17 protein-coding genes are annotated in these 18,223 nt (G+C 70.8%); 8 read left to right on the top strand and 9 right to left on the bottom strand.

Annotated features, from left to right (window positions below):
- The first annotated feature begins 1 nt into the window (after window position 1).
- Window positions 2–1,258, top strand: a complete 1,257-nt coding sequence (locus OG230_RS21995) for a D-alanyl-D-alanine carboxypeptidase family protein (protein WP_328905421.1) — start codon at window positions 2–4, stop codon at window positions 1,256–1,258.
- Here OG230_RS21995 and OG230_RS21990 read toward each other — a convergent pair.
- Window positions 1,206–2,168, bottom strand: a complete 963-nt coding sequence (locus tag OG230_RS21990) for a YihY/virulence factor BrkB family protein (RefSeq protein WP_328905420.1) — start codon at window positions 2,166–2,168, stop codon at window positions 1,206–1,208. The genes OG230_RS21995 and OG230_RS21990 overlap by 53 nt on opposite strands.
- A gap of 160 nt (window positions 2,169–2,328) precedes the next feature.
- Between OG230_RS21990 and OG230_RS21985 the strand changes: the two genes are divergently transcribed.
- Both OG230_RS21985 and OG230_RS21980 read left to right on the top strand, forming a co-directional pair.
- A complete protein-coding gene (locus OG230_RS21985; protein WP_328905419.1) occupies window positions 2,329–3,678 on the top strand; it encodes an FAD-binding oxidoreductase in 1,350 nt (449 codons plus the stop codon).
- 68 nt (window positions 3,679–3,746) lie between these two features.
- On the top strand, window positions 3,747–4,505 hold the full coding sequence (locus tag OG230_RS21980; RefSeq protein WP_328905418.1) for a decaprenylphospho-beta-D-erythro-pentofuranosid-2-ulose 2-reductase: 759 nt from the start codon (window positions 3,747–3,749) through the stop codon (window positions 4,503–4,505).
- 41 nt (window positions 4,506–4,546) lie between these two features.
- Here the strand turns inward: OG230_RS21980 and OG230_RS21975 are convergent, their stop codons facing one another.
- On the bottom strand, window positions 4,547–5,137 hold the full coding sequence (locus tag OG230_RS21975) for a 2'-5' RNA ligase family protein (protein ID WP_328905417.1): 591 nt from the start codon (window positions 5,135–5,137) through the stop codon (window positions 4,547–4,549).
- Window positions 5,138–5,227: 90 nt separating this feature from the next.
- Window positions 5,228–6,241: a tryptophan--tRNA ligase gene (gene trpS / locus OG230_RS21970; protein WP_328905416.1), complete on the bottom strand. Its 1,014-nt coding sequence runs from the start codon at window positions 6,239–6,241 to the stop codon at window positions 5,228–5,230.
- 46 nt (window positions 6,242–6,287) lie between these two features.
- On the opposite strand from trpS, the gene OG230_RS21965 reads away from it, so the two are divergent.
- Together OG230_RS21965 and rocD are read left to right on the top strand one after the other, a co-directional pair.
- On the top strand, window positions 6,288–7,064 hold the full coding sequence (locus OG230_RS21965; RefSeq protein WP_328905415.1) for an RNA polymerase sigma factor: 777 nt from the start codon (window positions 6,288–6,290) through the stop codon (window positions 7,062–7,064).
- Between the two features lie 292 nt (window positions 7,065–7,356).
- Window positions 7,357–8,562 carry an ornithine--oxo-acid transaminase gene (gene rocD / locus OG230_RS21960; protein WP_328911486.1) on the top strand — a complete coding sequence of 402 codons (1,206 nt, stop codon included), beginning with the start codon at window positions 7,357–7,359 and terminating at the stop codon, window positions 8,560–8,562.
- A gap of 28 nt (window positions 8,563–8,590) precedes the next feature.
- Here rocD and pdxR read toward each other — a convergent pair whose 3' ends face one another.
- Window positions 8,591–9,991 carry a MocR-like pyridoxine biosynthesis transcription factor PdxR gene (gene pdxR / locus OG230_RS21955; RefSeq protein ID WP_328905414.1) on the bottom strand — a complete coding sequence of 467 codons (1,401 nt, stop codon included), beginning with the start codon at window positions 9,989–9,991 and terminating at the stop codon, window positions 8,591–8,593.
- Between the two features lie 47 nt (window positions 9,992–10,038).
- Between pdxR and OG230_RS21950 the strand changes: the two genes are divergently transcribed.
- The gene (locus OG230_RS21950; RefSeq protein ID WP_328905413.1) at window positions 10,039–10,551 is read left to right on the top strand and encodes a carboxymuconolactone decarboxylase family protein; all 513 of its coding nucleotides are present in this window, start codon (window positions 10,039–10,041) and stop codon (window positions 10,549–10,551) included.
- Window positions 10,552–10,644: 93 nt separating this feature from the next.
- On the top strand, window positions 10,645–11,385 hold the full coding sequence (locus tag OG230_RS21945) for an isocitrate lyase/PEP mutase family protein (protein ID WP_328905412.1): 741 nt from the start codon (window positions 10,645–10,647) through the stop codon (window positions 11,383–11,385).
- Between the two features lie 91 nt (window positions 11,386–11,476).
- Here the strand turns inward: OG230_RS21945 and OG230_RS21940 are convergent, their stop codons facing one another.
- From OG230_RS21940 to OG230_RS21925, 4 genes are all read right to left on the bottom strand, one after another.
- Window positions 11,477–12,466 carry a malate dehydrogenase gene (locus OG230_RS21940; protein WP_328905411.1) on the bottom strand — a complete coding sequence of 330 codons (990 nt, stop codon included), beginning with the start codon at window positions 12,464–12,466 and terminating at the stop codon, window positions 11,477–11,479.
- Between the two features lie 164 nt (window positions 12,467–12,630).
- Window positions 12,631–13,707, bottom strand: coding sequence for an XRE family transcriptional regulator (locus OG230_RS21935; RefSeq protein ID WP_328905410.1), 1,077 nt, complete (start codon window positions 13,705–13,707; stop codon window positions 12,631–12,633).
- 432 nt (window positions 13,708–14,139) lie between these two features.
- On the bottom strand, window positions 14,140–14,796 hold the full coding sequence (locus OG230_RS21930) for a DUF3017 domain-containing protein (RefSeq protein ID WP_328905409.1): 657 nt from the start codon (window positions 14,794–14,796) through the stop codon (window positions 14,140–14,142).
- A 21-nt stretch (window positions 14,797–14,817) separates the two neighbouring features.
- Window positions 14,818–15,693 (bottom strand): bifunctional methylenetetrahydrofolate dehydrogenase/methenyltetrahydrofolate cyclohydrolase, encoded by an 876-nt coding sequence (locus OG230_RS21925; RefSeq protein ID WP_328905408.1) that lies wholly within the window; start codon window positions 15,691–15,693, stop codon window positions 14,818–14,820.
- Between the two features lie 234 nt (window positions 15,694–15,927).
- Between OG230_RS21925 and OG230_RS21920 the strand changes: the two genes are divergently transcribed.
- A complete protein-coding gene (locus OG230_RS21920) occupies window positions 15,928–16,533 on the top strand; it encodes a hypothetical protein (RefSeq protein WP_328905407.1) in 606 nt (201 codons plus the stop codon).
- Between the two features lie 115 nt (window positions 16,534–16,648).
- Here OG230_RS21920 and OG230_RS21915 read toward each other — a convergent pair whose 3' ends face one another.
- Complete coding sequence (locus OG230_RS21915) at window positions 16,649–18,136, bottom strand: DUF2079 domain-containing protein (RefSeq protein ID WP_443051350.1); 1,488 nt, start codon at window positions 18,134–18,136, stop codon at window positions 16,649–16,651.
- Between the last annotated feature and the right edge of the window lie 87 nt (window positions 18,137–18,223).

Here is an 18,223-nt window from a genome sequence, read left to right as displayed (position 1 = left end):
CGTGCCTGCACTGAAAAAGATCGTACTGACGGTCGCCTCCGCTGCGTTGTTGTCCGCTTTTGTCGTCAGCCCCGCTTCGGCGGCGGACAAGGACAAGACCGACGACAAACAGCCGAAGCCCAACCAGCCGATGTCGCAGGTCGGCGGCGAACAGCTGGGCCGGGTCGGCACCCAGGTGAAGCTGGGCCCCGGCGCCCCCGTCCTTCCGAAGAGGCTCACCGGCCGGTCGTGGATCGTCGCGGACGCGGAGAACGGCCAGGTGCTCGCCGCGCACAACTCCCACTGGCGTCTGCCGCCCGCCTCGACGCTGAAGATGCTCTTCGCTGACACCCTCCTGACGCAGCCGGAACTGCTGCCGAAGACCAAGGTCCACGAGGTGACCGAGCTGGAACTCGCCGACGTGGGCGAGGGAAGCAGCCTGGTCGGCATCAAGGAGGACCAGTCCTACACGGTGCACGACCTGTGGCTCGGGGTGTTCCTGCGCTCGGGCAACGACTCCGTGCACGTGCTGTCGTCGATGTTCGGCGGTGTGCCCAAGACGGTCGACGCCATGCAGGAGCACGCCGAAGAGCTGCAGGCCCTCGACACGACGGTGGTCTCGCCCGACGGCTACGACTCCCCGCGGCAGGTCTCCAGCGCGTACGACCTCACGCTGTTCGCCCGCAGCGGGCTGCAGAAACCGGACTTCCGGGAGTACGCGGCGACGGCCACCGCCAAGTTCCCCGGCGAGAAGAAGAAGGGGAAGAAGCGCGAGACCTTCGAGATCCAGAACACCAACCGGCTGATCACCGGTGACATCGGCGTGGACCCGTACAAGGGCATCGCGGGCGTCAAGAACGGCTACACGACGCACGCGGGCAACACCTTCACCGGTGTCGCCGAGCGCGACGGCAAGGTGCTGCTGGTCACGGTCATGAATCCGTCCTCCGAGGAGAGCCACGCCGTCTACAAGGAGGCGGCGAGCCTCCTCGACTGGGGCTTCGCCGCGAGCGGCAAGGTGACCCCGGTCGGCGAGCTGGTCCCCCCGAAGTCCGTGGACACCGGGGCCGGGAAGGGCGCCCAGCCGGCCAGTGGCGCCAACACGTCCGACGAGGAACGGAAGGACGCCAAGGCCGTCGCCGCCACCGACGGCTCCAGCGGCGTCGGGATCGCTCTGGCGATCGTCGGCGGGCTGCTGGTGGTGCTCTCGGCCGCGGTGTTCCTGGTCAACCGGCGCTGGCCGTTGCCGGATCTGGTCCGGCGTCTCCCGCGCCGCTGACGTCCCGTACCGGGTCGGGTGCCCCGTCGCCCTGCTCCTCTGCCGTCTTCGTTGCCGGGTCTCCGCTCGGCGTCGCCGTCCAGGCGGCGCAGAAGAGCAGGAGTTTCGCGCTGAAGTTGATCCACAGGAGCAGGGCGACCGGCACACCGAACGCGCCGTACATGCTCTTCCCCGCGACGTCCCTCATATAGCTGCCGAGCAGCAGCTTGAGCAGTTCGAAGCCGACCGCGCCGATCAGCCCCGCGACCACCAGCCGGCGCCGCGGCGGCTGTACGCCCGGAAGCAGTGTCAGCAGGTAGAGCAGCAAGAGGAAGTCGGCGAGCACGCCGACCACCAGGGCGGCCACCTGCAACAGCACACCGCCCCAGCCGTCACCCGAGATGCCGAGCCGGTCGGCGGTCCAGCCGACCGCCGTCGACCCGACCGCGGAGACGGCGAGCGTGACGAGCGCCGCGCCGCCGAGCCCGAGCAGCACCCCGGCGTCCTTGAGCTTGCGCAGGACCGGATTGCCCTCGTCCACGTCGTCCCTGCCCCAGACCGCGCGCAGGCAGTCCCGCATCGAGCCGACCCAGCCGACGCCGGTGAAGAGCAGCAGCGCACCGGCGACCAGACCGACCGTGGCCGCGTGGGCCACCAGATTGTCGATGCCGAGCTGGTCGGAGATGCCGGGGACCTGCTCGGAGAGCTTGTCCTCGATCTTGTCCAGCTGCTCGGAGGAGAGCAGTGCCGCGCCGATCGCCGCGCCGACCGCGATCAGCGGGAAGAGCGCGAGAAAGCTGATGAAGGTGATCGCGGCGGCCAGCCGGGCCCAGTGGGCGCGCTCCAGGGTCTCGTACGAGCGATAGGCGTGCGTCAGCATCAGCCGGGAGACGAGCGGCCCGATGACGGGAAGTTTTTTCAGCCAGTCCATTACCTACGCGTACCCCCCTGGGCGCCGAAAACCGGGCGCCCTCTCCGGATGCAATCGAAAGTTTTGCCCCAATAGGCCGTGACACCCGCTCAATCCCCCATTTCGGTGAGTGGTGTAACAAATCCCTCAAAGGTGTTTTCTCGGGCGATAACGTCACACCATGTCCGTCGACACCGTCTCCATGACCGGCTGGGGCCGCACCGCCCCGACGACCGCACTGCGGTTCCGGCCCCGTACGTACGAGGAGGCGGTGGCCGCGGTGCGCGGCTGCGGGCCCCGCGGCTCCATCGCCCGCGGCCTCGGCCGCGCCTACGGCGACGCGGCGCAGAACGCGGGCGGCTCCGTCCTCGACATGACCGCCCTGAACCGCATCCGCTCCGTCGACACCGCCGGGGGCACGGTGGTCTGCGACGCCGGAGTGAGCCTGCACCGGCTGATGCACGCGCTGTTGCCGCTGGGCTGGTTCGTGCCGGTGACCCCCGCGACCCGTTACGTCACCGTGGGCGGCGCGATCGGCGCCGACATCCACGGCCGCAACCAGCACGTCTCGGGATCCTTCTCCCGGCACGTGCGCTCCCTGGACCTGCTGACCGCCGACGGCGAGGTGCGCACGGTCCGTCCCGGCACCGGCCTCTTCGACGCGACGGCGGGCGGGATGGGCCTCACCGGCGTCATCCTCTCGGCCACCATCGGCCTCCGCCCCGTCACCACCTCGCTGATGTCGGTCACCACCGAACGGGCCACCGACCTCGACGATCTGATGGCCCGTCTCACGGCGGGCAGCAGGCGCTCCACGTACACGGCCGCCTGGATCGATCTTCTGGCGCGCGGGCGGTCAACGGGGCGCGCCGTACTCACCAGGGGAGAGCACGCACCGCTGGACGCACTCCCGGCGCGCGCCCGGCGCACCCCGCTCGCGTTCCGCCCGGTGCACCTGCCCGCCGTGCCCCCGTACGTACCGGAAGGGCTGCTGGGCCGGGCGTCCATCGCCCTGTACAACGAGGTCCGTTACCGCACGGCCCCCCGGCACCGCACCGGCGAGCTCCAGCGGATCTCCACCTTCTTCCACCCCCTGGACGGGGTCCCGCACTGGAACCGCGTCTACGGCCGCAGCGGCTTCGTGCAGTACCAGTTCCTCGTCGGGCACGGCCAGGAGGAGACGCTGCGGCGCATCGTCCGGCGGATCTCCCTGCGCCGCTGCCCCTCGTTCCAGGCCGTGCTCGAACGGTTCGGCGAGGGCGACCCCGGCTGGCTCTCCTTCCCGGTACCCGGCTGGTCCCTCTCCCTGGGGCTGCCCGCGACCCTCCCCGGTCTGGCCGGCTTCCTGGACGAACTCGACGAAGAGGTGGCCTCCGCCGGCGGCCGGGTCTGTCTGGCGAAGGACTCGCGGCTGCGCCCGGAGACGCTCGCGGCGATGTATCCGCGGCTGGACGAATTCCGCGCGCTGCGGGCGGAGGTGGACCCGAACGGAGCGTTCCGGTCGGACCTGTCCCGCCGGCTGGCCCTCTGAACACCCGTCACCCCGGCCCCGGGTTGCTCTGCCCGGGGCCCAGATCCGCCATGACCAGGAGAGTTTCCATGAAGGACGCCTTCGGTGCTCCGCAGTCCCTGCTCGTCCTCGGCGGCACCTCGGAGATCGGACTGGCCACCGCGCGCCGCCTGATCGGCCGCCGCACCCGCACCGTCCGGCTGGCCGGCCGGCCCTCCCCCGCCCTGGAGAAGGCCGCCGATGACCTGCGGGCGCTCGGAGCCGACGTCCGTACGGTCGCCTTCGACGCGCTGGACCCCGAGTCGCACGAGGCGACGCTCGGCGGGCTGTTCGCCGAGGAGGACGTCGACATGGTGCTGATGGCGTTCGGTGTGCTCGGCGAGCAGGGCCGCGACGAGGAGGAGCCCCTCTCCGCGGTCCGGGTCGCCCAGACCAACTACACGGGGGCGGTCTCCGCCGGGCTGGTGTGCGCCGGCGCGCTTCAGGCGCAGGGCCACGGCTCGCTGGTCGTGCTCTCCTCCGTGGCCGGCGAGCGCGCCCGGCGCGCCGACTTCATCTACGGGTCGAGCAAGGCGGGGCTGGACACGTTCGCCCAGGGGCTCGGGGACGCGTTGCAGGGCACGGGGGTGCATGTGATGGTCGTGCGTCCCGGCTTCGTACGGTCGGCGAAGACGGCGGCCATGCCGGAGACACCGCTGGAGACGACCCCGGAAGCGGTCGCGGAGGCCATCGTGACGGGGCTGCGGCGCCGCTCGGAGACGGTGTGGGTGCCCGGGACCCTCCGGGTCGTGATGTCGGCCCTGCGCCACGTACCGCGCCCGCTGTTCCGACGGCTCCCGGTCCAGTAGGTCAACGGTGCCGCCGGCCGTGCCGGATCAGCCGTGCCGGATCAGGTGTGCAGGGAGGGCTGGTCGACGGCGCTGCCGCCCTGTGCGGGCACGGCGGGCGCCCCGCCCCCCGCCCCGAAGGGGAACTCGTTGATCTTGCGCCAGACGCTGTCGGCGCCCTGCTCGTACAGAGCGAAGGAACCGCAGGTCCAGGCCGCCTCGTAGACGGACAGCTCCTCGTAGGCACGGTCCATCGCCTCCTCGGCGATGCCGTGCGCCACGGTCACATGGGGGTGGTACGGGAACTGGAGCTCGCGCACCAGCGGCCCGGAGGCGTCCCTGACCCGCTTCTGCAGCCAGGAGCAGGCGGAGGCGCCCTCGACGACCTGGACGAAGACGACCGGCGAGAGGGGACGGAAGGTCCCCGTTCCGGACAGCCGCATCGGGAAGGGGCGGCCGGCCGCCGCGATCTGCGCGAGGTGCGCCTCGATCGCGGGCAGGTCGGCCGCCTCGGCCTCGGTCGGCGGGAGAAGCGTGACGTGGGTGGGAATGCCATGTGCGGCAGGGTCCCCGAAGCTCGCGCGCCGCTCCTGGAGCAGGCTGCCGTAGGGCTCCGGGACCGCGATCGAAACGCCGAGCGTTACGGTCCCCACGTCGTTCTCCTCAGTCTTCGATGGTCGATTTTCGGTCGTGCAGACGCCAGTGTGCCGCCTGGGACCGCGTTCTCGCCAGGGTCCTTGGACTCAGTGCTTGGCAGGCAGAAGGCCCATACGGTCGTAGGTCTGCGCCAGAGTCTCGGCGGCGACGGCCCTGGCCTTCTCCGCGCCCTTGGCCAGGATCGAGTCCAGCGTCTCCGGGTCGTCCAGATATTCCTGTGTACGGGTGCGGAACGGGGTGACGAATTCCACCATGACCTCCGCGAGGTCGGTCTTCAGCGCACCGTAGCCCTTGCCCTCGTACTTCTGCTCCAGATCCGCGATACCGGTCCCCGTGAGGGTGGAGTAGATGGTCAGGAGGTTACTGACGCCCGGCTTCTTCTCCGCGTCGAAGCGGATGACCGTGTCGGTGTCGGTGACCGCGCTCTTGACCTTCTTGGCCGTGACCTTCGGCTCGTCCAGGAGATTGATGAGGCCCTTCGGCGTGGACGCCGACTTGCTCATCTTGATCGCCGGGTCCTGGAGGTCGTAGATCTTCGCCGTCTCCTTGAGGATGTACGGCGCCGGGATCGTGAACGTCTGTCCGAACCTGCCGTTGAAGCGCTCGGCGAGGTCGCGGGTGAGCTCGATGTGCTGGCGCTGGTCCTCGCCGACCGGTACCTGGTTCGCCTGGTAGAGCAGGATGTCGGCGACCTGGAGGACCGGGTACGTGAAGAGGCCGACGGTCGCGCGGTCGGCGCCCTGCTTGGCGGACTTGTCCTTGAACTGCGTCATGCGGGACGCCTCACCGAAGCCGGTCAGGCAGTTCATGATCCAGCCGAGCTGGGCGTGCTCGGGGACGTGACTCTGGACGAAGAGCGTGCACCGCTCCGGGTCGAGGCCGGCCGCCAGCAGCTGGGCCGCCGCGAGCCGGGTGTTCGAGCGCAGCTCGACGGGGTCCTGCGGAACAGTGATCGCGTGCAGGTCCACGACCATGTAAAAGGCGTCGTGGGACTCCTGCAGCGCCACCCACTGGCGGACCGCACCGAGATAGTTGCCGAGGTGGAACGAGCCTGCGGTGGGCTGGATTCCGGAGAGCACGCGGGGGCGTTCAGAGGCCATAAAACTCATTGTCTCAGGTGCGGAACCGATCTCCGGCAACCGGTGTATGAAAGGTGTGAGGACGCGGGAGGGGGCCCTGCAGCCGGGGCCGGAGAGGGGCCGCACCCTCGACGACAGGTCCGGGGGCGGCACCGTCGGGCAGGCCGGAGGGCAGCCCGGGGGCCGGACCGACGGCGAGGCCGAGGTCATCGCTCGTGTGCGCGCCGGGGAGGCGGAGGCATACGCGCAGCTGGTGCATGCCCACACGGGGGTCGCGCTGCGGGTGGCGGTCGCCTTCGGCGCGGGCGCGGATGCCGAGGATGTGGTGCAGTCCGCCTTCTTCAAGGCGTACCGCGCTCTCGGGCGTTTCCGGGACGGCGCGACGTTTCGTCCATGGTTGTTACGGATCGTCGTGAATGAGACGAGAAACACAGTGCGATCGGCGGGCCGGGCGCGGGCGGTGGCAGGACGCGAGGCCAGGTTCCACGGGACCGATCCGCTGATACCCGAATCGTCGGACCCGGCGGTGGCCGCGCTCGCGGAGGAGCGGCGGAGCCTTCTGGCGGCCGCACTGGACGGGCTGAGTGAGGAACAGCGCCAGGTCGTGACGTACCGCTATCTGCTGGAGATGGACGAGGCGGAGACGGCAGAGGCGCTGGGCTGGCCGAGAGGGACGGTGAAGTCCCGGCTGAACCGCGCCCTGAAGAAGCTGGAGAAGGAGCTGAAGGAGAAGCTGCGCCAGGGGCCTGAGCGGGGCCGGGAACGGGAGCGGGAACACGAGCCGCAGCAGGAACGGGAGCGGGAGGGAGGTGGAGGGCATGGGAGAGCAAGCGGGCGAGGGTGAGCGGGGCCGGGAGGCCGGGGCGGACCCGGACGACGCCCGGGCCGGGCTCCGTGCGGAGCTGCTGGCGCTGGGGCGCGGGCTGGACGTTCCGGCGACCGACGGCCGGACGATGGCCGAGCGGGTGATGGCGCAGCTCGTCGCCGAGGGTGTGCCGGTGCCGGTCCTGGAACCGATACGGCGGGAGGGGCAGCCGGGGGCGCGCCGCGCATTGAAGGTTTCCTCGCCAGGTAACCGACCGACGATACAAAGTGGGCACGACCCCCGCCCACGCCGCACGACGAACGGAGATCCCGTGTCCACCACGGAAACTGCCATCGCCTCCGCCGAGGCGCACAGCGCACACAACTACCACCCGCTGCCCGTCGTCGTAGCCTCCGCGGACGGCGCCTGGATGACCGATATCGAGGGGCGTCGCTACCTCGACATGCTCGCCGGGTATTCGGCACTCAACTTCGGCCACGGCAACCGTCGGCTGATCGACGCCGCCAAGGCCCAGCTGGATCGTGTGACGCTCACGTCGCGCGCCTTCCACCACGACCGCTTCGCCGACTTCTGTACGCAGCTTGCGGAGTTGTGCGGGATGGAGATGGTCCTGCCCATGAACACCGGGGCGGAGGCCGTGGAGACCGCGGTGAAGACCGCCCGCAAGTGGGGCTACCGGGTCAAGGGCGTCCCCGACGGGATGGCGAAGATCATCGTCGCCTCGGACAACTTCCACGGCAGGACGACCACGATCGTCAGCTTCTCCACGGACCACGAGGCACGGGCGGACTTCGGGCCGTACACACCGGGGTTCGAGATCGTGCCGTACGGGGACCTCACCGCACTCAGCGCGGCGATGACCGAGAACACCGTCGCGGTGCTGATGGAACCGATCCAGGGCGAGGCCGGGGTGCTGGTGCCGCCCGCCGGATATCTCCCCGGGGTGCGCGAGCTGACCCGGGAGAGGAACGTGCTGTTCATCGCGGACGAGATCCAGTCGGGCCTGGGCAGGACAGGGAAGACCTTCGCCTGTGAGCACGAGGGCGTGGTGCCCGACATGTATGTGCTCGGCAAGGCACTCGGCGGGGGTGTCGTGCCCGTGTCGGCGGTGGTGTCCTCGGCGGCGGTGCTCGGTGTGTACCGCCCGGGTGAGCACGGCTCGACGTTCGGCGGTAACCCTCTGGCCTGCGCCGTCGCGCTGGAGGTCATCGCGATGCTGCGCACCGGTGAGTTCCAGCAGCGGGCGGCCGAGCTGGGCGACCATCTCCACCACGAACTGGGCCTGCTGGTGGGCCAGGGCTCCGTGGAGGCCGTCCGCGGGCGGGGCCTGTGGGCGGGTGTCGATGTCTCCCCGGCCCGTGGGACGGGGAGGGAGATCTCGGAGAAGCTGATGGATCGCGGTGTGCTGGCCAAGGACACCCATGGTTCGACGATCCGCATCGCCCCGCCGCTCGTGATCAGCAAGGAGGACCTGGACTGGGGCCTCGACCAGTTCCGCGCCGTCCTGCGCGGCTGATCCACGGGCCGGACGAGAGGACGGCCTCCTAGGGCAGTACGCGGCAGAGGGCGTCGAGCGTGCCCGACCAGGCGCTGTCCGGGGGTGATCCGTAGCTGATGACCAGGGCATCGCGCCCCGGTGCCGCCGCCGGGTGCCGGTAGCGCGACACGCCTTCCAGGGCCAGGCCCTGGAAGGCGGCGGCCTGGATCACCGATCGCTCGGTTCCTTCGGGCAGTTCGAGGACGGCGTGCAGACCGGCGGCGATGCCGCTGACCCGGACGTCCGGTGCCCGTTCGGCGAGCGCGGCGACGAGTTGGTCGCGCCGGCGCCGGTAGCGCAGCCGCATGGAGCGGACATGACGGTCGTACGCACCCGAGGTGATGAACTCCGCGAGGGTCAGCTGGTCCAGCGCGCCGGTCGCCCAGTCGGAGACTCCCTTCGCCTCGGTCACTTCCGCCACCAGCCCTTGCGGGAGCACCATCCAGCCCAGTCGCAGCCCCGGGGCCAGGGACTTGCTGGAGGTGCCCAGATAGACGACCCGTTCCGGATCGAGCCCTTGGAGCGCGCCGACCGGCTGCCGGTCGTAGCGGAACTCCCCGTCGTAGTCGTCCTCCAGGATCAGGCCCCCCGAGGACCGCGCCCAGTCGACCGCGGCGGCCCGCCGGTCCGGGTGGAGCGGGACGCCCATCGGGAACTGGTGCGCCGGCGTCATCAGTACCGCGCCCGCTCCCCGCAGTGACCGGAGCTCACCGGTCCGGGACCCGAAGGCGTCCAGGGGCAGGCACACGGTGCGCAGTCCCGCGTCCGTGAGGAGGTTCCAGTGCACATCGAGCCCGTACGACTCGACGGCGACCTCCCTCACCCGGCGCCGGCGCAGCACCTTTCCCATCAGCATCAGAGCGTGGACGAATCCGGAGCAGATCACGATCCGTTCCGGGTCCGCGTGCACGCCGCGGGCCCGCGACAGGTAGTCGGCCAGCGCCGTGCGCAGTTCGACGCGCCCGCGCGGGTCTCCGTATCCGAAGGCTTCGTTGGGTGCGGCGGTCAGTGCGCGGCGGGCCGCCTTGAGCCATTCGGCGCGGGGGAAGGACGCGAGGTCGGGGGTCCCGGGGTTCAGGCTGTAGGTGGGCCGGCCCCGTACCGGCCGGGACAGAGGCGCCTTGGTGGCCGTACGGCGCGGGACGGCCCGCTGGGCGACCCGGGTGCCCGAGCCCTGCCGGGCGGTGAGCCATCCCTCGGCGACGAGTTCGGCGTAGGCGTCGGCGACGGTGTTCCGGGCGATTCCGAGATCGGCGGCGAGCGTCCGGGACGACGGCAGCCGGGTGCCCGGAGTCAGCCGCCCACTGCGCACGGCCTCCCGCAGAGCCTCCATCAGTCCGCTGCGCAGTCCGCCACCGACCGGTTCGATATGCAGGTCGGCCCCGAAAGTGGCCCAGGCATCCGTCATGGAAATGGACCATACCCGTACGCCACCTGACCCGTAGCGTCGTCACCATGACGACCCACGCGCACGATGCGGCCCCCTCCGCCTACGCTCCCGAACACCCCGCCCGCCTGCCCTGGGCCCAGCTCGCCCCCGAGGTCTACAAGGCCATGGTCCGCTTGGACGCCGCCTCCCGTAAGGGACTCGACCCGAAGCTGGTCGAGCTGGTGAAGATCCGGGCGTCCCAGCTCAACCACTGCGCGTTCTGCCTGGACATGCACACCAAGGACGCGCTCGCGGCGGGCGAGTCGGTCGAGCGGATCATTCAGCTCAGCGCCTGGCAGGAGTCGCAGCACTTCTACACGGAGAAGGAGATCGCCGCGCTCGAACTGACCGAGGCCGTGACGGTGCTGACCGACGGTTTCGTGCCGGACGAGGTGTACGCGCGGTCCGCGAAGCACTTCGAGGAGGCGGAGCTCGCCCAGCTCATCGCCGCCATCACGGTGATCAACGCCTGGAACAGGTTCGGTGTGGCCGCCCGGCTGACGCCCGGTCACTACACCCCCGGCGACATCAAGCACTGACCACGACCCGGCCTCACGACCGCACCGCCTCCGCGCCGCACACCACCGCGCCGGAGCATCCCGCCGGCCCGCCCCTCCACCGGGAGTCCCCTCATGTCCACGCCCGATCCGGTCACCGTCTTCCGCGAGCTGCACCAGGGGCGCGCACCCGGTGACCCGTTGGTCCTGCCCGGCCCCTGGGACGCGGCGAGTGCCCGCGCCTTCGAGGAGGCCGGCTTCCCGGCGCTCGCGACACCGAGCGCCGCCGTCGCGGCCTCGCTGGGCTACGAGGACGGCCGGACACCCGCCGCCGAGATGTTCGCGGCGGTGGCCAGGATCGCGCGGTCGGTGTCCGTTCCCGTGTCCGCGGACATCGAGGCCGGTTACGGGCTGGCCCCGGAAGAGCTCGTGGAACGCCTCCTCGAAGCGGGCGTCGTGGGCTGCAATCTGGAGGACTCCGTGGACGGCGTCCTCGTGGACCCGCAGCTGCAGGCCGACCGGCTGGCCGAGGTGCGGTCCTTCGCCGGCGGCCGGCTCTTCGTCAACGCCCGCGTCGATACGTACCTCCGCGGCGTGCCCGACCCGGAGACCGGGACGATCGCCCGGGCGCGTCTCTACGCGGCGGCAGGTGCGGACTGCGCCTACCCGATCACCGCACCCCCGGCCGACCTCCCCCGGCTGGCCGCGGCGATCCCGGTCCCGCTCAACATCAACGGCTCCCCGCACGACCCGGCGGCCCTGCGCCGCCTCGGTGAACTGGGCGCGTCGAGGGTCACCTTCGGCCCCCTGATGCAGCGCCGGGCCATGGCTGCCGTCCACGAGACGGCCGAAGCGCTGCGCAGCGGCAGCCTCTGACGCACAGTCCGCACCGTCCGCACAGTCCGCACGACGAAGCGCCCCCGGCAGCGTGTGCTGCCGGGGGCGCTTCGTCGAAAGGGAGGGCCGGTCAGATGAGACCGAGCTCGCGCACCGCGTCGCGCTCCTCGGTGAGCTCCTGCACCGACGCGTCGATGCGCGCACGGGAGAACTCGTTGATGTCCAGGCCCTGGACGATCTCGTACACGCCGTTCTTCGTGGTGACCGGGAACGACGAGATGATGCCCTCGGGCACACCGTAGGAGCCGTCCGACGGAATACCCATCGAGGTCCAGTCGCCCGCGGCGGTGCCGTTGACCCACGTGTGCACGTGGTCGATGGCGGCGTTGGCGGCCGAGGCGGCCGAGGACGCGCCACGGGCCTCGATGATCGCCGCGCCGCGCTTGGCGACGGTCGGGATGAAGGTGTCGGCCAGCCACGCCTCGTCGTTGACGAGCTCGGCGGCGTTCTTGCCGGCGATCTCCGCGTGGAAGATGTCCGGGTACTGGGTCGCCGAGTGGTTGCCCCAGATCGTCAGCTTCTTGATGTCGGAGACGGCGGCACCGGTCTTGGCGGCCAGCTGCGAGATCGCGCGGTTGTGGTCCAGACGGGTCATCGCGGTGAAGCGCTCCGCCGGTACGTCCGGGGCGGCGGCCTGCGCGATGAGCGCGTTGGTGTTGGCCGGGTTGCCGACGACGAGGACCTTGATGTCGTCCGCGGCGTTGTCGTTGATGGCCTTGCCCTGCGGCTTGAAGATGCCACCGTTGGCGGAGAGCAGGTCGCCGCGCTCCATGCCCTTCGTGCGCGGGCGGGCACCGACGAGCAGCGCGACGTTCGCACCGGCGAAGCCGACGTTGGGGTCGTCCGTGATCTCGATGTTCCGCAGCAGCGGGAAGGCGCAGTCGTCGAGCTCCATCGCGGTGCCCTCGGCGGCCTTGAGGCCCTGCGGAATCTCGAGGAGTCGCAGGTTGACCGGCACGTCCGGGCCGAGCAGGTGGCCGGAGGCGATGCGGAAGAGCAGCGCGTAGCCGATCTGGCCGGCTGCGCCGGTCACGGTGACATTCACGGGAGTGCGGGTCATGGCGATCTCCGTTAGACAGCTGGCGGTGGGGGTCCCTGCCCCTGGTGCTGGATACCTCTGAATCTTGACGTGAAGAGATATCCAGCGGTCAGGCTATCGGACCCGGGACACCCCGGCCGCCCGCCCCCCTGTGGGACAGCGCACAACACGCCCCTGCCGGGGCATCACCGGGGTGTCGTGCAGCCCTTCGTTCCGGAGGCGAGGGTGGCGCAGGCCGTGGCATCGGCGGACTTCTTCACCGCGACCATCGGGGTGTACGCGTCCGTGTCCGCCTCCGCGCCCACCGTGCCGTCCTGCCCGTCCGCGCCCGCGCTGATCCGCACGGTGTCGCCCGGGGCCGCCTTGGTGATCCGGGCCCACGAAGCCGCGCAGGTCTTGCTGTACCTGACCTCGACGAGGCTGCCGCCGACCGTGGCGGTGGAGACCGTACGGGCGAGCTCGCCCCCGCAGCCCATGGCCTCCGGGTCCTGTCCCGTGCAGTCGGCGCCCGCGCACTCGACGCCCGCGGGAAGGACCGGGGCCTTCGTCGTCGGCGAGGCGGAGGGCTTCGCCTCCGGCCCGCCTTCGTCGCCTCCGGGATCGGCCAGCAGGACCGCGCCGACGATCACCAGCAGAGCCCCGGCCAGGCCCACCAGGAGCATCGTGAGCCTGCGGCGGCTGCCGGGCCCACCCGAGCCCGGGCCCGCCGGACCGAAGCCGTCGGCCGGGCCGTGCTGCGGCACTCCGGGCGTCGGTCCCGAGGACCGGCGCGGGGCCGTGGGTATCGGACCGCGCTGGGCCGGCACGGACGGCAGGCGCGTCCCGTCGAGCGCCTCGCCCTCGCGGCCGGCGCCGGATCCCGGGGCGGTGGACACGCCCGTACCGGCGCGGACGCCCCTGCCACCGGCGGCAGGAGGGGTGCCGGCCTCACCGAGCGCGGCACGCGCCTGGGAGATCCGGATGGCCTCCATCGTCATGTCGTGGCGCATCTCGGCGCGGCTCCAGGCACGCTCCGCCAGCTCCCACATGGTCGTCAGGTGACTCTGGTTGGTGCCCGTCACCTCGGCCAGCGCGACGATCGCCCCTCTGGGCGCGAGCAGCCGGCCGTTGAGATAGCGCTCCCAGGACGTCTTGCTGTAACCGGTGCGGTCGGCCAGCGCGGCGAGGCTCAGCCCGCTGCGGTCGACGAGCCTGCGCAGCTGTCCCGCGAACTCCTTGACCTGCGGGTCGAGTTCCTCCGGTAGTGCCTTCCAACGAGGCATTGCTCCCCCTTGTGTTCCCCCGAACGTGCCTGATGGTGCCCCGCTCAGTGACGCCGGTCCCGATGCCCCCTGCCCAGATCCGGTGGTCCTCGTTCTGGACTACCCATGAGGATGCGCGATGCCAGGGGGTCAGTTCCTGGCGAGGGAGCGCACGGGAGCATTCGGTACGTCAGCGCGCTCCGCGAGCGCCCCTGGCCGGATGCCGTGACAGTCTGCCACCGTTGCGCGGCGATCACACCGTGGCGGAATGGTCACTTCCGTGCCACAGGCACCAAGCATCCCTTGTACCCCCAGGGCATGTCCATGACCCTGGATGCAGGACGGGGCAAGGCCGCTCAAGTCACCACATTCCGGAGCCGCTTGCTACGGAGCCCCGTCCTGGGGTGTCCGTCCCTTCTCGGGGGAGGGGACGGACACCGCCGCAGTACGGACCTAGCGAATGGTGAAGTGGACTACGTCCTCGAGGATCGGGACGTCCAGCCACGGCTTCGGCTGCACCATCAGCGCGAGCAGCACGATGAGCGTGCCCATCAGTCCGTACGTGACCAGGTCGGTGAACCGGGACCGCACGGCGAGCATGCCGACCGACGGGACGACCCAGCGCAGCACGGCTCCCGTGACGAGGGCGATCCCGATCAGCATCGTGCCGATCCGGAACGCCTGGTCGAAGGGATCGGTGGCGACGATCAGCAGCCCCGCCGCGGCCGTGCAGAGCACCGTGAGCAGGGGCCACTGGCGGGCGGGGGCGGGCGCGTCGCCCGGCGCCGCCCGTCCGCCGCCCTCGGGCCGCGCGGTGTCACGGGTCAGCGAGGGGAAACGCCGGGAGCGCGGAGCGACGGCCTCACCGGCCGTACCCGATGCATCGTCCTCGACGGCGCCCGGCTCGACGGCCGCCGTGGAACCGGCAGCCGTGGAACCAGCGGGCGCCGAAGCACCCGCCGTCGAACCTTCCGGCGTCGAACCGTCCGCCTCCGGGCCCGGCTCCTCCGCCGGACCGCCTGCGTCCGGGGCAGGAGTCACCGGCGCCTCCCGGTCCACGGAATCCGGGTCGACGGAGTCCTGGCCGGCCGGACTCGTACCAGCACCCATGACGTTCCTTCCGGGATCGGGTCAGCCGGAGACGGCAGCGGCGTCGGCGGCGGCACGCTCGGCCGCCTCGACCACGTTGACCAGTAGCTGGGCGCGGGTCATCGGGCCGACGCCACCGGGGTTCGGGGCGACCCAGGCCGCCACCTCGGCGACACCCGGGTGCACGTCGCCGACGATCTTGCCGTTCTCGTCGCGGCTGACGCCGACGTCGAGCACGGCCACGCCCGGCTTCACGTCCTCGGGCTTGATGAGGTGGGGCACCCCTGCGGCGGCGACGATGATGTCGGCCTGCTTGAGGTGGGAGGCGAGGTCACGGGTGCCGGTGTGGCACTGGGTGACCGTGGCGTTCTCGGACTTGCGGGTCAACAGCAGCGGGATCGAGCGGCCGATGGTGACACCGCGCCCGACGACCACGACGTGCGCACCGTTGATCTCGACACCGTGGGCGCGCAGCAGCTGGACGACACCCTGCGGGGTGCAGGGCAGCGGACCGGTCTCGTTCAGCACGAGCCTGCCCAGGTTCATCGGGTGCAGGCCGTCGGCGTCCTTGGCCGGATCCATGAGCTCCAGGACACGGTTGGTGTCGATGCCCTTGGGGAGGGGAAGCTGCACGATGTAACCCGTGCACTCGGGGTTGTCGTTGAGCTCGCGTACGACCTCCTCGATGTCCTCCTGGGTGGCGGTGTCGGGAAGTTCGCGCTGAATGGAAGCAATACCGACCTGGGCGCAGTCACGGTGCTTGCCGTTCACGTACCACCGGCTGCCCGGGTCGTCCCCGACCAGCAGGGTCCCCAGGCCCGGGGTGACGCCCTGCGCCTTGAGGGCCGCCACGCGGACGGTCAGATCGGATTTGATCGCAGCTGCGGTGGCCTTGCCATCGAGAATCTGGGCAGTCATGGCCCCATCCTCGCGGATGACCCCGCCCGCATACCAATTCTGGGTGCCGGGGATGGACGCGAGATTGCACTTGCACAACACATTCCGCAACCGGCTGGACAAAAACCCGCTGTCAAGACGACGATGAGGCGCGCATACCGCGGACAGTGTCGGGGGGACAGACCGTTCAATTTGCGCGCAATTCCTCCGCCCGGACCGCGTCGTCCCCGCAATATCCAACGGAGGAATCTCGCCATGAGCTTCGGCGACCCGAACAACCCCTACGGCCAGCAGCAGCAGGGCGGGCAGCCGGGTTACGGCTACCCCCAGCAGGCCCCCCAGGGCGTGCCGCCGCAGGGCCAGCAGCCCGGCTACGGCTACCCTGCCGCCCCGCCCGTCCAGGCCGGTTACGGCTTCCCCGGTGCACCCACCGAGATGCCGGGCGGTGTGAAGGCCGCCCGCGTCATGCTCTACGTGATCGCCGGCTTCCAACTGATCGGCACGATCCTCTTCATCCTCTCGGCGGTCGCCGTGAACGCGGCGAAGAACGACGCGGCGGTCAAGGACGACGTCCAGTTCCAGCAGCTCGCCGACTACTCGGGCGGCGCCCTGTGGGGCCTCGCCCTCGTCGTGCTCCTCTGGGGCGTCTTCGGTGCCTTCCTCGCCGCCAAGTTCGGCAAGGGCGGTAACGGAATCCGTATCGCCACCCTCGTGTTCGGCGCGATCACCGCTCTGCTCGGTATCTACCCGTTCATCGTGGTCGGTCTCGTCCACACCGTCCTCGCCGTGCTGGTCATCGTCTTCGTGGCGAAGGCCGACGGTGGCGCGTGGTTCAACCGTCAGCAGCAGCCGCAGTACTGACCGGCCGGGGCCGGCTCTCCGCCGGCCCGACCGCTCGTACGCGCACGAAGGCCGTAACCCCGCTCACCGCGGGCTTACGGCCTTCGGCCTTTCCAGGGGGTCCGGCCCCGCCCGCTCAGCGGCCCGAGCCGGCCGGGGCGGGCGAGGTCCGCTCCAGCACCACGAACGACCCGGCCCGGTGCTTGAGCCGGTAGCGGGCCTCCGGGTGGAGCTGCTCCGCGTACGCCACGGGGTCCTGGATCGGCCGCGACCAGCTGAAGTCCAGGTTCACGGCGACGATGTCCGGCGCGGTGCCCGGGGCCCCGCCGATCCAGTAGACCGTGCGGTCACCGGTCAGGTGCGCCATGAGCGTGATGTCGGTCTCGACGCGCGCCCCCGCGGGGATGGCCTCCAGCGCCTCCTCGGCCGCGTGGGTGCGGGCGTCGGTGCGGTAGGTCTCCGGCCGCAGCAGGTCGCGCAGGGGCAGGTGCTGGGTGAGCGCCACGGCGACCGCGGTGGCGACGGGCACGGCGACCTTCGCGTACGAGACGAGCCAGGGCCGTGACGAGGTGCGGCTGCGGCGTACCCCGTCGGCCATGGCGAGGAAGAGCACCGGCATCAGGATGGCGCTGTAGTGCCAGACCATGCCCCAGTGGTTGGAGTCCTGGGACAGCAGCCGCCAGCCGAGCGTGGGCACCACGAGAAGGATCAGGGGCGAGCGCAGCGCCATGAACGCGGTGATGCCGACCAGGAAGACCAGCATCTCCAGCTTGACGGCGGAATCGAGGATCCCGAGGACCGAGTCGAACAGGGCGACGTCCTGCTCGCCGTTCTTGTCGATCTTCTTCCAGTAGTCGTACGTCCCCTGACTGCTGGCCGCCGGTATGAGGACCAGCACGGTGAGGACGAAGGCCACCACTCCGAAGGCGGCCAGCAGCGCGCCCTGGAGGCGGCGGCCGTAGAGGAAGAGCAGGAATCCGACGACCGCGACGGTGGCTCCCAGGTCCTCCTTGACCAGCACCAGGGGCAGCGACCAGAGGACCGCGGCGGTCCAGCGGCGGGTGAGCAGCGCCCGGCAGACGAGCGCGAGGAGGGGCACCGCGAAGGCGATCTCGTGGAAGTCGGACTTCACCGCTTCCTGGAGTCCCCAGGACAGCCCGTACGCGACGGTGGCGCAGAGCCCCGAACGGCCGCCGAGGAGCTGCTGGGTGGTGCGGCCCACGACGACGGCCGAGACGGCGAACAGCGCGGCCTGGGCGAACAGCAGGGCCAGGGCCGACGGCCAGATCCAGTAGAGCGGCACGAGGAGCGCCACGACCGGGCTGAAGTGGTCGCCGAGGATCAGATAGCCGGGTCCCTTGATGTCCACGACGGGGGCGTGCAGTCCGGCGTAGGCGCGGACCTCCTGCTCGAATATCCCGAGGTCCCAGGAGGGCGAGTCGAAGCTCCTGTACTGGAGGTACGAGTACAGGAAGTACAGCGCGCACAGGACGGCCGCCGCGATCAGATAGGGGCGCATCGGGACGCGGTTCCCGGGCGTCCCGGTGTCGGCTGCCGGCGCGGGCGCCGGAGGGCCGACGTCCGTTTCGGACCGGTCCGGTTCCCTCTTGTTCAGTTCGAGCACAACGCCCCCGCAACGGAATCTCTGGCCGTTTATTAGAACAGAGAGACGAGGCGGGGCAGCACCCCGGACGCGGCGCAGGCCGCACCC

The organism is Streptomyces sp. NBC_00234 (genome assembly GCF_036195325.1).
GTDB lineage: Bacteria > Actinomycetota > Actinomycetes > Streptomycetales > Streptomycetaceae > Streptomyces.
This window is presented reverse-complemented; position numbering and strand designations above follow the sequence as displayed.